Source organism: Agaribacillus sp. DX54 (assembly GCF_056858335.1).
Genome location: NZ_JBXEQE010000009.1, coordinates 66,729 through 82,448, shown reverse-complemented (window position 1 = coordinate 82,448; position 15,720 = coordinate 66,729). Strand labels below are relative to the sequence as shown.

Below are 15,720 nucleotides of genomic sequence, written 5' to 3'. Positions count from 1 at the left end.
TATGAAGCACTATATAAGAAACTTTGGAGAGGTATCTATGAGCGATATTCACCTTGCGGGGGGCAAAAATGCTTCTTTGGGTGAGATGTTTCAGCATTTGACAAAACAGGGTATCAAAGTACCGGATGGTTACGTTGTAACTGCCCAGGCTTATCACGAGTTTATCGACCAAAACCAGATTCGCCAATCTTTGGAGCGTTTGATTAAGCAACTGGATACCGTAGCGTTTGAGAACCTGGCTGAAACAGGGAAACAAATCAGGCAACTATTTCTTAATGGTGCTCTGCCTGCCGCAGTGTTGGAAGATGTGTTGGTGGGTTTTGAGGAATTAAAACAGCGATATGGGAATGACGATATACAGGTAGCTGTGAGAAGCAGTGCTACTGCGGAAGATTTGCCCGAGGCCAGTTTTGCCGGGCAACAGGAAAGCTTTTTGAATGTTCAATCCGAGGAAGAATTGATCGATGCCTGTGTGGCGTGTTACGCTTCCCTTTTTTCAAACCGGGCGATAAAATACAGGGAAGACCACGGTTTTGATCATTTGTCCGTCGCCTTGTCCATAGGAATTCAGGCAATGGTGAGATCAGATCTGGCCTCTGCCGGGGTTTGTTTTACGTTGGAACCGGAAACCGGATTCAGAGATATGATTGTGATAAACGGCAGTTGGGGGCTGGGTGAAAATGTCGTAAAAGGTTCGGTGACTCCCGATGAGTATTATGTTTTTAAACCCAACTTAAATACCGGCAAAAAATCAGTGATCAGTAAAAAGCTTGGGTTGAAAGAACACACCATGGTTTATGCAGGAAATACAGGGACCTCAGGCATCAATACCAGGAAAGGTACTGAAAATATTGACACACCATTGCAAAAAAGGTGGCAATTTGCGCTCACTGATGCTGAAATTGCAAAACTGGCCAGATGGTCCCTGATGATCGAGGAGTACTACCAGCGTCCTATGGATATCGAGTGGGCGAAAGACGGACTTACCCAGGAAATTTTCATTGTACAGGCCAGGCCTGAGACGGTACATGCGCGCCGCAGGGAAAGTTTCAGGTTTTACCAGTATGAACTAAAAGAGGAAGGCAGGATTTTGGTTTCCGGAAAAAATGTCGGTAGTAAAATTGTCACCGGTAAAGCCAGGGTTTTGTATCATCCCAGGGATATCGATTTGCTAAAACAGGGAGAGATACTGGTGACAGAAATTACTAACCCGGATTGGGATCCTATTCTCAAGAAAGCTTCAGCTATTGTAACAGATAAAGGCGGCAGAACCAGTCATGCTGCCATTGTGGCCAGAGAGCTGGGTGCTGTGGCTGTCGTTGGCACTGAAAATGCCACCAGCGTGATACAAGACGGGCAAACGATCACTGTTTCCTGTGTCCAGGGACAGACGGGCTACGTTTACGACGGGGCACTGACCTGGGAGTCTGTTGAAATCGATACCGATAAGATTGAAATGCCTGCGACGGCCATACAATTGATTTTAGCCGACCCTGATCAGGCTTATAAATGTTCATTTTTACCTAACGATGGTGTTGGCTTGATGCGGTTGGAATTTGTAATTAATAATTCTATTCAGATCCACCCGATGGCTTTGGCGAGGTTTGATACATTGAAAGATGAAATGATCAGGCAGGAAATTGAAGCACTGACTCGTGGGTACCCTGATAAAAAGCGGTATTTTATCGATAAATTGTCGGAGGCGGTGGCGACGATAGCGGCTGCTTTTTATCCAAAGAAGGTACTGGTCCGTATGAGTGATTTTAAAACCAATGAATATGCCAACCTGATCGGAGGCGAATTCTTTGAACCTAAAGAGGAAAATCCAATGATAGGATGGAGAGGTGCTTCACGTTATTATCATGAGAAGTACAGAGCGGGCTTTGCTATGGAATGTGAGGCCATGAGAATAGCACGGCAGGAAATGGGCCTGGAAAATGTTCAGTTGATGATCCCTTTTTGCCGGACAGTCGACGAAGGCAGAAAGGTTATACAACTAATGCGGGATTTAGGGCTCAAACAGGGTGAAGACAATCTTGAAGTTTACGTGATGACCGAAGTGCCCAGCAATGTATTGCAGGCAAGGGAATTTAGTGAGGTTTTTGACGGATTTTCCATTGGCTCCAATGACCTTACCCAGTTAACACTTGGCATCGACCGTGATTCGGCGTTATTGTCTGACATATTCGATGCCACCGACGAGGCGGTGAAGTCTTTGGTAAAAAACGCTATAGAGGTGGCGCAGGAGCGCGGTAAGAAAATCGGGTTTTGCGGCCAGGCTGCCAGTGACCAGCCGGCTTTTACCCGGTTTTTGGTTGAAACCGGCATCGACAGTATTTCTTTTAATATAGACGCTATTATCAAGGGTATGCAAACGGTGGTGGCTGCTGAAAAAAGCATTGGCAAAAAAATTCAGGAAACCTTATAAGCCTGGGGTGGCTCCGGGATAATGGCTTTCATCAACTTTTGCTATGATGTCAGTCATTTTTAAACCGGTTTGGTCACGTTATATTGGACGTAAAAAAACATGTAATCATGGCAGACATTTTTTATAAATACGCACAGAAAGGTAATGAAATGGTTAATGAACTGGCTGAGGAGCTCGGGATACCGGAAGACAAAGAAACCGCCTTTCGTATCATGCGGGCGGTGCTGAGAGCTCTGAGGAATCAAATCTCGGTGGAAGAATCATTTCAACTACTGGCGCAGCTTCCAATGGTTATGAAAGGATTGTATGTGGAGCAATGGAAAATATCCAGAAAGCCGGAACATGTCCGTAATGTTTACGATTTTGTGAAGTCGGTGCGGCATGAGGACCATCCCGTAGGAACACACGACCTGTTCACATTCAAAGACGGCGTAAATGCTGTGATGGCGGTTTTTAAAGTACTCAGGGCGCACATATCGGAAGGGGAGGTTGAAGATATCATCAGCGTTTTGCCTGGTCCTTTGAAAGAACTCTGGAAGGTTAAATCTTAAAAAATGTTTAATTTTATTCCAGTTCAGGGCCTTTAAAATCATGTTTTCTTTTGATGAAAATAATATGGCCTTTTTTCAATATTTTTCTCCGGAAGCCTAGTAAGTGAAAAATCTCAATGACATACCAACGGGCAATTTTTCTGTTGACTTCCAAAGCGTAATCCAGGTCATTGTGTTTTCTGATGCCTGGTAGATATGGGAGTATTTTATGAATGGAGCCTTTTCTTAAAACCGTAGAAATCTGCAACCAGCACCACTTAATGCGCTTAATGATAAAAAAACCGTCATCACCTTGTTTCTGGTACAAGGGCATAAAGACTTTCCCTTTTTCCAAAGCATAAATATTTTCATGTTGATTACTGGCAAGCAACTCATTTTTTCTAACACTTTGGAAATTGACATAGTGGGGCTTCATAGTAAATTCCTCCCCCTCGCTGATTGTATATTTGTACCTTACTTCAAAGATTTTTTTTCCTTCTGTGGTGGTTTTTGCCAATCGTTCCGGATAAACATGTCCATCCAGAATGTCATATTCGGAAATACAGCCAATATTGATTAAAGTGGTCCAGATAAAGGCTTCCTGATTTTCAATGGAAGATGGGGCATCATGTTGCCCTGCTTCAAATCCTACGGAAATATGCCCCAGATGATTAATATAATTGAGGATGGTTCCTTCAAGGTGTTCCTCCACCCCCAAAATGATGGGAAGCGGATACTTTAAAGCTTCCTCTCTGTTTCTGAGGGTATCATTTATGGAAATAAAAGGCTGGCTTTCGGCCGACGTAGTATGCAGGTCAATAAAATACAAGGGACCCGAAGCTTCCTTGATAATATCCTGTACGGCATGATATATTTCAAACTGCTCATATTGTTCCGGGTGACTTAAATTCGAATTAGAACGGTCAGAAACTTTACGGATGTTTTCGGGGGTCCATATTCTGTTCAGATCAGATTTTATGAATCGCTTTTTGGCAGACAATGCGCCAAGGTTGCAGGCTATTCCAAAAAACTTCCCATTAAAGTTGGGTTGGTAGCTATGAATTTCCTGAAATACTTTTCTGAGTGCTATAACGCCTGATGGTTCATTACCATGCATGCCACCGAAGGCAATTAAGTTGGGCCCTGGTTTATTCCCGGTATAAGTGCCGAGTATTCTCTCTAATTGTATAGTTTCCGATATATTTTCAAGTTTAGTCGATGTAATCATAAAGTATTTTTAAGTGGATCAAATAATTTCTGACTTATTTTTACAAAGTCATTTTCTGTAACGATTCCAACCAGTTTTTTCTTATGGACAACGGGTAAACACCCAACTTTGTTTTTTAGCATGATTTCGATGGCTTTTGCTGTAGGTGTTTCGGGTGTCGTGGTTATCGGGTCTTTGATCATTATCTCATTAATGGGGATCATTTTTTGTTTTTTCCCATATGAACGTGCCAGGAACCGTAAAAACATACCGGAAGTAACCAGGCCAACGAGATTTCCTTTATCATCCTCTACAGGAATATGTCTTATGTTTTTCCAGTCCATGATATTAGCAGCAAGATCAATGATATCGTCCGTTTTTACAGCAAACACATCTTTTGACATAAACTGTCCTACCTCGCGATAACGCGTGGTCCATCCCCCGGCTTCCGAAATGTCGGCTACAGGCCAGGCATGCACCGGCATGGCCATTTTTTGATATTTTATCATCGAGGCAGTTACGGCAAGCGTAACTTCATCGCTGTTTACACTTTTTTTCATGTGGTTATACGAGTCCAATAACCACTGTGATCCGGTTTTTCTGTTCTTGACCCTGTTTTTCACAATTCCAAGGTACCGGCTCATGTCGTCTTTTTCAATACCTGCTCTTTTTAATCCTTTTGAAGCCATGGGTAACAATTCATCGAGAATGAGCTCCTGCGCCGAGATTTTTTCCGTGCCCATCCAGGTAAAGCGGGCATCCAGACCAAGTCGTGCAGCATTGATGAAATTCGTTCTCACTTCATCGAAGTCCATAGACCCTTCTACGTTTTTATAATGCTCAGGGATTTCGTTCATTAACCCAAGCCAAAAAGCCGAATTGGCGATCTCATCCACTATGGTAGGACCAGCCGGAAGGTACCGGTTCTCTATTCGCAGGTGCGGCTGGCCATCGGTGATACCGTAACATGCCCTGTTCCAACGATAAACTGTGCTATTGTGGACGACCAGTGCGCTTAAATCCGGAACTTCGCCACGTTCAAATTTTTCCAGAGATGAGTCGATAATATCACTTTGTAATATAACCCGGTGTCTGGCAACATCATCATGGAAAAGTTCAGTAACTGAATTCTTCAACCATTCATTACCGAAATAGACCCTTGGTAAATTCTCAATGGGCTCATAAGAAGGTCTTCTGGTATCTACCGATTGCTCGAAAAGGGCAATTCTGGTTTCGCGCCACAGCCTTTTGCCAAACAGCAAAGGTGAATTGGTGGCTGCTGCTAAAACCGGCCCTGATATTGCCTGTGCGCAGTTGTAGTAATTGACAAACCCGCTGGCCGGTAATTGTAAATGAATCTGAAAACTGTTGTTGCAGCTTTCAATCATGTTGCTGCCATGTTTTGTGATCAACTGATCTGTACCTTCGATACGAATTTGATAAGGTTCACCGCGCAACGCCGTTAGTGATTGATTTAATGATTGATAACGACCTTCCGGGCTCAGGTTTTTTTCTGATAAATCACTTTTCCGGATGGAGGGTAATATACCCGTGATAACCAAATCCGAACCAAACTCCCTGCTCACCTTTCTGATCTCATTGAGGTCGTCGTTAAGTAATGTTTCGTATTTGGAAAGGCAATTATCCGTAAACAATAGCGGCGGCAGATTTATTTCTATGTTAAAGCCGGCCAATTCTGCTTTAAAACGTGGATTGTCCAATTTGTTCAAAATCTGCGGAGCTTTTGCGGACGTTCTGTAAAACTGATCCACGAGCGACAACTCCTGTTCTGCACCAATTCGTTTTACGTCCGATTCGATCAACCCCTTTTCGATCATTCTTTCCAGCACCTTGATATCTTCGAGCAAGGCATTCAGAAAATGATGCAGCTCTTTTTTATTGAGGCCTTTCACCAGGTAATCTCCCATTTTTCTATTGATTTATGGTAATAAACCTAAATCAGAAGCCGAATTCAATGACAAAAATCAGCATCTGAAATGACATATGTTTCCGGATTCGAGTACACCTGAACAGGTGAAAAATACATCAATTTGAGCCACTTAGTTCAGTGAAATTGGCATGGGAATCTTTGCTTCCGTATTTTCCGGATTGTTTCAGGATATGAATGCGATAAATGATCGCATTTCCATCCTCGGCATCTGCATATGACATATCATCAATAAACTGGGCGGCATCTATTCCCTGTCGATGCAGGAGTTCCCGGACATGATGAACAAAGTTATGCAAAGCAAATCGGGCAGTTGAACCGGTGAGTTCTTCATATTTACCCCAAAGCAATACACTTCTCCACCTCGACAGGTTATCGACTTCCTCTATTTCAAAGCAGATTTCTTTGTCTTTTCTCATCTCTTCAATTTTCATCCCTTCCCTGCTATGGCTAATTATACCTGAGGTGGATTCATCAAAATAATAGGTAGTAGGTATGATGTATGGCCTGCCCTTCAGGCAAAAACCCAGGCGCCCGACGTAATTGTTTTTCAGTATTTCCCGTATCTCTTTTTTTTTCAGGTTTCCAACCATGATTTCTAATTTTAAGTGTTCTACAGTGTTAAATCCATTTTACCAGGGGCATATCTCTCTTGTAAAGCAGCAGCTCATTTTTTGGTGAAATTCTAAATCCATATTTGTAAGTTCCTGAAAAACTAGCGGTAACCAGGGTTTTGTAAGTCACTTGTTTATTTCTCTTGTTTAAGATCTCCAATTCATGAATGCTTTTAATATGGACTTGCTCATTAATGATTTTTGCAATTACAAGTTCTACGCCGATATCATGTTCAGATAAACTGCCAATATCCAGCGTAACCTCCGCTCCAAGCTTCTCGCCCAATTCCATTGGAGGCGTATTTGTATCATAAATTTTCATTTCTATCACATATATATTATTCCACCCTTTTCTCAGACGTTTTTTCCAGGTTACCAGTTTTTTTGCTTCCGCAAAGTTTTGCCCGGTTAATTGCTGATGTCTTTCATTGAGCGGGTGATAAAACTTGCTTTGGTATTCGTTTAACATCCTGGCTGTAGAAAAATAGGGGGCGACTGTCATGATGCAGTTTTTCATTCTTTCGACCCAATTGCTGGCTATACTATTTTTGTCCCGATCAAAGAATTCCGGTATAATTTCATTTTCCAGCAAGTTATAAATAGTTTCTGCGTCAGCACTATTCTGATCATTTTCGTTTTCATACGTTTTGGTTTCGGGAAGCGCCCAACCGGCATTTTCATTATAGGCTTCTGCCCACCATCCATCCGGAACACTCAAGTTGATGACGCCATTCATGGCTGCCTTCATGCCACTGGTTCCCGAGGCCTCATGAAGCCTTTTCGGCGTATTGATCCAAAGATCAGCACCCTGTACTAAAAATCTGGCCAAATCCATGTCGTAATTTTGTATAAAAACAATTTTTCCCAGAAACTCCGGCTGCATAGACACCTGAATTATTTTCCTGATGATTTGCTTACCACTATCATCCCTGGGATGGGCCTTTCCACAAATAATAATTCGGGCCGGTCTTTCGGGGTTGTTAACAATTTTTGATAATCTTGCCGGATTGTCAAACAACAAATACGCTCTCTTGTAACTTGCAAATCTCCGGGCAAATACCATAATGAATTCCTCTGTTGAAAACCCATTCAATATTTCCGACATTTTAGCCTTGTAAGGATCATGATCAGCACCGCTAAACCTTTTTTGCAATGCACGAATTAACCGATGTTTGTCATGGCCCTTGATTTCACTGATGGATTTGTCGGGGATTTCCCTTATTTTGTCCCAGTTGGTTTTCTGGTATTTTCCATCAATATAGTGGTTTTTAACCAGTTTATTAAATAATTGCTTCCATTTTTTTGATACCCAGGTACCATAGTGTATTCCGTTAGTAACGTAGTCAATATTCAGTTCTTCTTCTGTCAAACCTTCCCATAAGGGGTTGAAGATTTTGTTAGAGGCGAGGCGGTGCAACTTGCTTACCCCGTTGATCTTCTGCGCAAGTCTTGCGGCAAAAAAGCTCATACAGAATTTTTCTTCATTGGCTGATGAGATCGTTTTGCCCACTTTCAAAAACCGCTCCCAACTGACGTTAAACAGCCCATGATAGCCAGACAGGTAGGTCCTAACCAGTTCTTCACTAAAAAAATCATGCCCCGCCGGCACCGGTGTATGGGTGGTAAATACAGTAGAGGATTTTACCACTTCCGCAGCCTCCAAAAATGTTAAATTTTTCTTTTGAACATAATTCCTGACCCGTTCCAGCATTGAGAAAGCCGCATGTCCTTCGTTACAATGGTATAGGGTTGCCGAAATCCCCAGCTTTTCGATAAGCAATATTCCGCCTACTCCAATGAGAATTTCCTGTTTTATTCTCATCTCTTCGTCACCACCATACAGATGATAAGTAATAGTGCGGTCTTCTTTGCTATTATTGTCAATATCGGTATCCAACAGGTAAAGTGGTATTCTTCCCACATCAATCCGCCATGCCTGTGCCCAAACCGTACGGCCGGGAAAGGAGATGCCGATCGTCAACCGTTCGTTATCCTGGTTATAGACCGGATGGATCGGTAACTTGGTGAAATGCTCTTTTTTATAGCTTTCGATCTGCTCCCCTTTTAAATTAACTGACTGATCAAAGTATCCGTACCTGTATAACAGGCCTATGCCTGTCATTTTCAGATTGGCATCGCTTGCCTCTTTAAGATAATCACCGGCTAAAATGCCCAGACCACCTGAGTATAGTTTTAAACTTGTATGCAGCCCATACTCCATGCTGAAATAGGCAATTCCAGGTCCCTGTTTCTTGTGGCTGGGATTCATATAAGCTTCAAATTCCTGATGAACCAGCTCCAGGTTTTTTAAAAATGCCGGGTCATTTTCCAATTCCTGCCAGCGGTCATAAAACAGGCCATTCTGCAATGCGATGGGATTGCAACCCGAAATTTCCCATCCTTCGTGATCCAGCGATTCAAAAAGTTCACAGGCCGCATCGTTCCATGTCCACCACAGATTTCTGGAGAGCGCATCCAGTGCGTTCAGTTTTTCAGGAATTTTGAATTCAATAAATATGTTACGCCAGATAGGTTTGTTGGGTGCAGGAGGTTCTATGAATGCTTCTATAGGTGTTTGAATGACCCTTTGATTTCTAAATACTGCCTCCCTCTTTTCAACTTTTTGCAATGCCAGGTTATAGGCATCTTTATAATAGGCTATCAGATTGGACCAAAGCGCAATTCTTGAGATGGTATGGGCCGATTCGCGCTGCGCTTCCCTTTCTTTTTCTGTCAAAAAGCTGAATTCTAACAAATGATTGTCAATTTTATCCACTACCTCATCATAATTCTCATCGGTTCTTTCAACGACAAAAATGCCGTCGGAAGTTTTTTTTAATTTTGAAGTAACTGTTATGCCAAACCCTGTAAGTGATGTTGTAATGGTAGGGATATGAAAGGCAAGGCTTTCCAGAGGGGTGTATCCGAATGGTTCATAATAGGAGGGGAAAACGGTGAGGTCAAATCCAATCAGCAACTCGTAGTATTTCATGTTGAACAAACCGTCATTGCCGTCAAGGTAGGTGGGGACATAAATTATCTTTACCGGGCTTTGTGTGTCATTTTTTAGATTTTTTTCGACAATTCGTTGATAGATTTGATCGTGATCTTTGTCCTGGAGGTGATGGGTAAAAGGTTCCGGTTGGGCTGTCCGGTGAAATTCTTTTTCCGACAAAGAGAACAAAATTTCCTCCCTGGGTTGGGTATGGGCGGCCGGCACTAGCATAAAAGCGATTATTTCACGATCCAGCTTCTCATTATCTGACAATTTACGCATTGTGTCAACGAATACATCGAGACCTTTATTTGCAAACTCATAGCGCCCGCTGGTGGCGACTAGCAGGCAGTCATCCTGCACCTGATAACCAAGGGTAGCCGAGGCTACTTTGGTTAACTTATCCCTTGCTTTGGTTCTTTTGTCTTCGAAAGTGTCAACATCCGGTACAATCTGTTCCTCGAACCCATTGGCGGTTATCAGATCCACTTCCTTTCCAAGAAATTGTTTACATTCCCGTGCCGTAAGTTTGCTTACGGTAGTGAAACAATCTGCCCTTTCAGCGGCTGTTTTTTCCAGTGAAAACTTGGCAATAAGGTCATTGGCTTTGATTATTTTGTCGACTTCAAGCGTTTCAAACTGACTATAAAAAGGTAGGCCCTGTCCTGCAATAGCCCTGCCTGCCACAGTAGCGTGAGTAGTAAACACAGTGCCAATCTCCGGCATTCTTTCTTTCAAATATAAGATGCCGGCACCAGTCAACCATTCATGAAAATGTGCAATGGTCCGGTCATTTTGTGAAAGGTGGTAAAGATGAAAGTTTTCTATTATCATGCCCGCTGCATAGCCGAAAAGGGCCGGTTCAATATAATCCCATTTACCACTTAATGAATCCAAATGGTATTTGATCCAAAGATTTGCCAGGATTTCATCCTTTTTAGCGAACAACGGGGTATAGTCCACCAATATTGTTATCGGTTTCCCTGGAATGTTCCATCGGCCAACCCTGATCTTTAACCCCTGCTTTTTGGCCACTTCCTTCCATGATCTGAAAAGACTGTCTTCTTCTGTGAATTCCGTGTAATTGGTTGCTTCTCTCCAAACGTCGGGCCCTATCATGATCACATTGTCATGAAAGGTCTCTGATAAAGTTCGGGCTTTGGTCGAGATTACCGTATAAATTCCTCCTACCTTGTTACATATCTCCCAGCTTACTTCGAAGATATAATCGGGTTTTTTTACCTGATTTTTCTGCATTTAAACTTGTATATCGTTTAGTGGTATTATTTTTCCTTAAGTTAATGATGGTCCGATTGATGGATAGCCTCTTTTTTGGTTATTTTTTTACTTATTCTTATGGTTAAATCGTTGACTACATTCATATAATTTATAAAAGCTTCGTAAGGCGACCGGTAAGGGTTGAAATAGTTGTGAACTTCTCCATCACTATGCAATTTGGTACTCATATAATAGAAGTGATCACTGGTTTGCAGGTATCGCCAGTCATTTATTATGGCGTCGTCGTCGATCTGTGTGATCGGGGCTTCCAATGCGTATAAATTTTCAAAGGCCTCCTTTTGCATGTCATTGCCGAGCCACGCAGAAAGATCCTTTTCTGAGTCTGCCCAGGAAGCAGGTTCGGGGAAGTCAATTTGGCCGGCCGGGGCTATTTCTTCCATGGCCTCTGCGGGGGTGCAGAATTCATGAACCCCCGATTTAAAAACATGCTCGGGTAGATTCCTGATAAAGTCGAAAATTCCACTTTCCTTTTTCTGATGTTCACCAAGTGTTTCATAGTCCATAAACAGGTTGATGATTTCATGCGACGGATCCATGTTGTGTATGCGGTTGAGAAACTTATCAACAGTCAATGGCCAATGATCCCATGCCCGGTCTGAAAACCTGAAAGAAATGTCATCACTCAACGGAAAATTTCTTAGCAATAGTTTAAATGGTTTACGATCCGCGCTGGTATAAACATGGTTAGGGCTTCTGTTTTCCAAAAGCTGACTTACCCCCTCAGCCACGGCCCCTCTAAAACCCATTCCAGCCAGCATTTTGCCGATGTGGTTAGCATAAATCAACTCTGTATTTCTAAACACCGCGGGGCTCTGATGAAAGTAGTAGCCGATCTTTTCCATATGTTGATTCACCTGTGCTTTAAAAGTCTGAGGGCTAACCAATGAGGCCAGTGAATGCATATCGGTTTCAGCCAGCAACTCCACCGAGCCGGTTGATACTAATTCCTGAAAGCTGCCAATAACTTCAGGGGCATAAAGTTCAAATTGATCCAGGGCCGTACCGGAAATGGATAAGGCTATTTTAAACCTGCCATGGTACCGTTTGAACAGATTCAGGAATAGTTTATTGGCAGGTAAATAGCAATTTTCAGCTACTTTTTTAAGTAATCTTTTGTTGAGGGGATCATCAAAATAATCATGATGCCTGGCGATATTAAAAAAATGGTAGCCCCTCAATCTGAAAGGCTGATGAACCTGAAAGTAAAGGCAGAACTTTTTCATATCTTTTCATTGATCAATTCCTGATAAATTGTCTTTACCTTGGCCGCTGATTCGTTCCATTTAAGGCGTTTAACCTCCTTTTTTCCATCTATTGCCATGAGTTTTGCAGTCGGTGGATATTTTAAGATGCCGTAAATAGCATTGGCCATGGCATCGGTATTCCAAAAGTCTACCTTTATAGCATGTTTTAGTACTTCAGCCACACCCGACTGGCGAGATATGATGGCAGGCACATTTGCATTCATCGCTTCCAGCGGTGAAATACCGAAAGGTTCCGAGACCGAAGGCATCACATAAACGGCACTTTGGGCAAACATGGTGTTGACACTTTCTCCCTGTAAAAAGCCAGTAAAATGAAAATTGCTGCTCATTTTCAATGCTGCTACCCTTTCTATGGCCCGCTTTAACAGATCTCCGCTTCCAGCCATAACAAATCTTACATTTTGAAATTTTTGCAGTACCTTATAGGCCGCTTCCACAAAGTACAACGGCCCTTTTTGACTGGTAACCCTTCCAAGAAAAGTGACGATTTTTTCGTCAAGAGATTTTACATTTTGCTTCGGCTTCAGGGCTTTACCAGGTAAGACCGCGTTATGTACTGTCTGAATTTTATTGGGATTGATGCCATATTTGCTCACTAAAGTTTTTTTTGTGTAATCACTTACCGTAATGATCTTGTCAGCGGCTTTTAACCCTGATTTTTCGATTTCAAACACCGCTTTATTAACGGTGTTTCCCGACCGGTCGAATTCAGTAGCGTGAACATGGGCCACCAATGGTCTGTTACTGGCCTCTTTTGCTGCTATTCCTGCCGGAAAGGTCAGCCAATCGTGCACATGAATTACATCAAACTGGCTGGTCTCAACTACCTCAGCGGCAACCATAGCATATTGATAAACCTCTTGCATCAGGTTGCCTTTGTATCCTCCTGAAAATTGAAACTTTCTGCCCTTAACTCCGGACTTTTGCCGTGTGGTTTCTTTCTCCACCTCTATCATTCTTTTTTCCACAGCTTCATCGAATGTTTCAGGTGATACATAAGGCAGGATTTCCGAGCGGATTTTAAGATACCTTAGTTCTTTTGGGAGATTTATCAGCAGAACTTCGTTTGTGTCAATGCTGATATCGCTGCCATCGATGAGATTTTTGTGTAACGAATGTTCCTCGCCAAATGCTTTAGGGACCACAAAAATAACCTCAATGCCATTTTGTACAAGCCCCTGTGTTAATCCGTAGCAGGCAGTACCCAAACCACCGGAAATATGAGGTGGAAATTCCCACCCGAACATCAAAACTCTCATACGTGCTTTTTAGGGTTAAAAGTTTATAAAGCTACCTTTCAAAAATATGGTTATGAATGATTTAGGTTCAGATTAATTATGATTTGAATCAATGTTTGGAATCCATACATGATGAAAGTCATTTTATTTAATGAATTATTTTGAAAGTTTTGTTAAAACCAACATTGAAGTAGCAACATGTTTTTTGGGCTTTGGCTTATTAAAAAAGTTTGTAACTTGCCCAATTTTCTGCAAAAACCAACGCATGAGAACAAATATTAACATCTTAATTCTAGTCTGGCCACTTTTTGTTATGGCGCAATGCGTGCAGGAAAAGCCGGTTCAGATTATCAAAACAGGTACCTGGAGAGGGAGTCATGTGAATATCGATGTTTCTCTGGATTGGTACGGGCTATTTAGTTATGAAGACGGGTTAAGGCTGGAAAAGGTGCAGGTAAAAGTTGAAGAGGTTAGTGATCCGTTTGTAGAAGCTTTGGGTGAAAAAGTTGCCAAAAAGGTATCAATTCAAAGATCCGAAAAACCAATTTTTCTGGTTGCCGGGAACAGGTTCTTGAAGGCTGGTCCGGTTACCGGTAAGTACTATTCCTACAATGTGCTTGTACCAGAGCAAAATGTCGATATTTTGTTTAAGGATAAGGAGAAGTATCAGTTATCGCCTTATGGCTCCGAATTTCCCAATCTGAGTGATGATGAGCATGCGGCAAATCAATATGGAATTTGGCTAAGGGGAGGGGGAAAAGAGCAACTTATTGTAGAGGATAAGTATTTTTTTGGTACCGGGCCAAGGCTGGTATGGAGTGGTGATTTGGATGGCGATGATCGATTGGATCTGTTACTGGATTGCATTTGTGAAGACGAAGCAAGTAATATGGCTTTGTATCTCTCGTCAAGGGCAGGAGAAAATGAATTGCTGAGTATGGTGGCAGTTTGGGATTCCGGTGAGGAGTTTTAAGGGTTGACTTTCTTTGGATTGTTTTGTGATAAAAGACGATTGGAAAGCCCGTCAATACCCAACCATGCTTCAACTTTTCAGATATAAAGTCAGGGTTGGGCGTATTCCTTGACAATGCCATTGCTCTTGAAAAACAGATCACCTAAAATGCCAAATGGTATTTTTCTTTTGAAACAATCAAAAAAATTATTAGCTTTAGCATTCCCCCCTTTGATCGATAAAGATTTCGATTTTATTAGCAAACCTACTTTTTTATTTATTCATATGTGATACTGTCAAAGCTTTAAAAAATCAAAATGGCTATGATTCCGGAAGAAACAATAATCCCGAAAATATATTTTATCAGAGGTAAAAAGGTTATGTTGGACAGGGATTTAGCTGAACTATATGGTGTTGAAAATAAAAGGCTTGGCGAACAAGTAAAAAGAAACATCAATAAATTTCCCGGAGACTTTATGTTTCAATTAACCAAGAAAGAGATAGGTGATTTGCGGTCGCAAATTGCGACCGCAAATTTATCGATGAAGAGCAGGGTTCTGCCTACCGTTTTTACAGAACATGGAGTGTTGATGCTTGCCAATGTATTAAATAGTGAAAGAGCAAATACTGTGAGCATTCAGATCATCAGGATATTTACAAAAATGAGGGAGATGATTGTTACACAAAAGGATATTTTATTGAAAATCGAACAGATTGAAAGAAAAGGTCTAAGCCACGATCAAAGCATTAAGCAAATTTTTACAGTATTAAAACAATTAATTGGCGAACAACCCAAACCAAGGGTTGAAATCGGTTTTAAGACCAGGTGACCTGGTTAAGGTTTTGTTAAACCATGATCTGAAACTGACCTCAAGATAATTATTTAATCGGAAAAAAATATTAGTAAAATTTGATAGTGTCGAAAAAAGATACTATCTTTGTTAAACATTATGAGATGATATTAAATTTTTCTTGTAAAGACACCGAAAAGGTGTGGAATGGAGAGAGAACGAGGAAGTGGAGTGATGTCGTAGTTAAAATAATACTACGAAAATTATTTATGTTACATGCGGCCCATCGTTTAATAGATTTACGCGCTCCTCCTTCCAATAGACTTCACCCTTTAAAAAAAGATCTAAAGGGTTATTATTCAATAAGTGTGAATATGCAATGGCGTATTATCTTTATGTGGGCCGATGGTAAAGCTACAAATGTAAGTGTTAAAGATTATCATTAAACAAAAA

Annotated in this window: 11 protein-coding genes; 5 read left to right on the top strand and 6 right to left on the bottom strand. The window is 41.6% G+C overall.

Annotated elements, in window-relative coordinates; translation table 11 throughout:
- Position 1: 1 nt before the first annotated feature.
- On the top strand, positions 2-2,428 hold the full coding sequence (gene ppsA, locus AC04NP_RS12155; protein ID WP_482860024.1) for a phosphoenolpyruvate synthase: 2,427 nt from the start codon (positions 2-4) through the stop codon (positions 2,426-2,428).
- A 107-nt stretch (positions 2,429-2,535) separates the two neighbouring features.
- Complete coding sequence (locus tag AC04NP_RS12150) at positions 2,536-2,979, top strand: DUF2267 domain-containing protein (RefSeq protein ID WP_482860023.1); 444 nt, start codon at positions 2,536-2,538, stop codon at positions 2,977-2,979.
- Positions 2,980-2,992: 13 nt separating this feature from the next.
- Here AC04NP_RS12150 and AC04NP_RS12145 read toward each other — a convergent pair whose 3' ends face one another.
- The 6 genes from AC04NP_RS12145 to AC04NP_RS12120 form a co-directional block, all read right to left on the bottom strand.
- Complete coding sequence (locus tag AC04NP_RS12145; protein ID WP_482860022.1) at positions 2,993-4,186, bottom strand: M14 family metallopeptidase; 1,194 nt, start codon at positions 4,184-4,186, stop codon at positions 2,993-2,995.
- Positions 4,183-6,093: a glutamate-cysteine ligase family protein gene (locus AC04NP_RS12140; protein ID WP_482860021.1), complete on the bottom strand. Its 1,911-nt coding sequence runs from the start codon at positions 6,091-6,093 to the stop codon at positions 4,183-4,185. Before AC04NP_RS12140 ends, AC04NP_RS12145 begins: the two co-directional genes overlap by 4 nt.
- A 118-nt stretch (positions 6,094-6,211) precedes the next feature.
- Positions 6,212-6,706, bottom strand: a complete 495-nt coding sequence (locus tag AC04NP_RS12135) for a pyridoxamine 5'-phosphate oxidase family protein (RefSeq protein WP_482860020.1) — start codon at positions 6,704-6,706, stop codon at positions 6,212-6,214.
- A 28-nt stretch (positions 6,707-6,734) separates the two neighbouring features.
- A complete protein-coding gene (gene glgP / locus AC04NP_RS12130) occupies positions 6,735-10,979 on the bottom strand; it encodes an alpha-glucan family phosphorylase (protein WP_482860019.1) in 4,245 nt (1,414 codons plus the stop codon).
- Between the two features lie 41 nt (positions 10,980-11,020).
- Positions 11,021-12,244 (bottom strand): glycoside hydrolase family 57 protein, encoded by a 1,224-nt coding sequence (locus AC04NP_RS12125; RefSeq protein ID WP_482860018.1) that lies wholly within the window; start codon positions 12,242-12,244, stop codon positions 11,021-11,023.
- Positions 12,241-13,545 (bottom strand): glycosyltransferase family 4 protein, encoded by a 1,305-nt coding sequence (locus AC04NP_RS12120; RefSeq protein WP_482860017.1) that lies wholly within the window; start codon positions 13,543-13,545, stop codon positions 12,241-12,243. Before AC04NP_RS12120 ends, AC04NP_RS12125 begins: the two co-directional genes overlap by 4 nt.
- A 244-nt stretch (positions 13,546-13,789) precedes the next feature.
- Here AC04NP_RS12120 and AC04NP_RS12115 point away from each other — a divergent pair, with 244 nt between their 5' ends.
- The 3 genes from AC04NP_RS12115 (at position 13,790) to AC04NP_RS12105 (ending at position 15,713) form a co-directional block, all read left to right on the top strand.
- On the top strand, positions 13,790-14,497 hold the full coding sequence (locus AC04NP_RS12115; protein WP_482860016.1) for a hypothetical protein: 708 nt from the start codon (positions 13,790-13,792) through the stop codon (positions 14,495-14,497).
- A 302-nt stretch (positions 14,498-14,799) separates the two neighbouring features.
- On the top strand, positions 14,800-15,306 hold the full coding sequence (locus tag AC04NP_RS12110; RefSeq protein WP_482860015.1) for an ORF6N domain-containing protein: 507 nt from the start codon (positions 14,800-14,802) through the stop codon (positions 15,304-15,306).
- A gap of 125 nt (positions 15,307-15,431) precedes the next feature.
- Positions 15,432-15,713 carry a type II toxin-antitoxin system RelE/ParE family toxin gene (locus tag AC04NP_RS12105; RefSeq protein ID WP_482860014.1) on the top strand — a complete coding sequence of 94 codons (282 nt, stop codon included), beginning with the start codon at positions 15,432-15,434 and terminating at the stop codon, positions 15,711-15,713.
- The last annotated feature ends 7 nt before the right edge of the window (positions 15,714-15,720 follow it).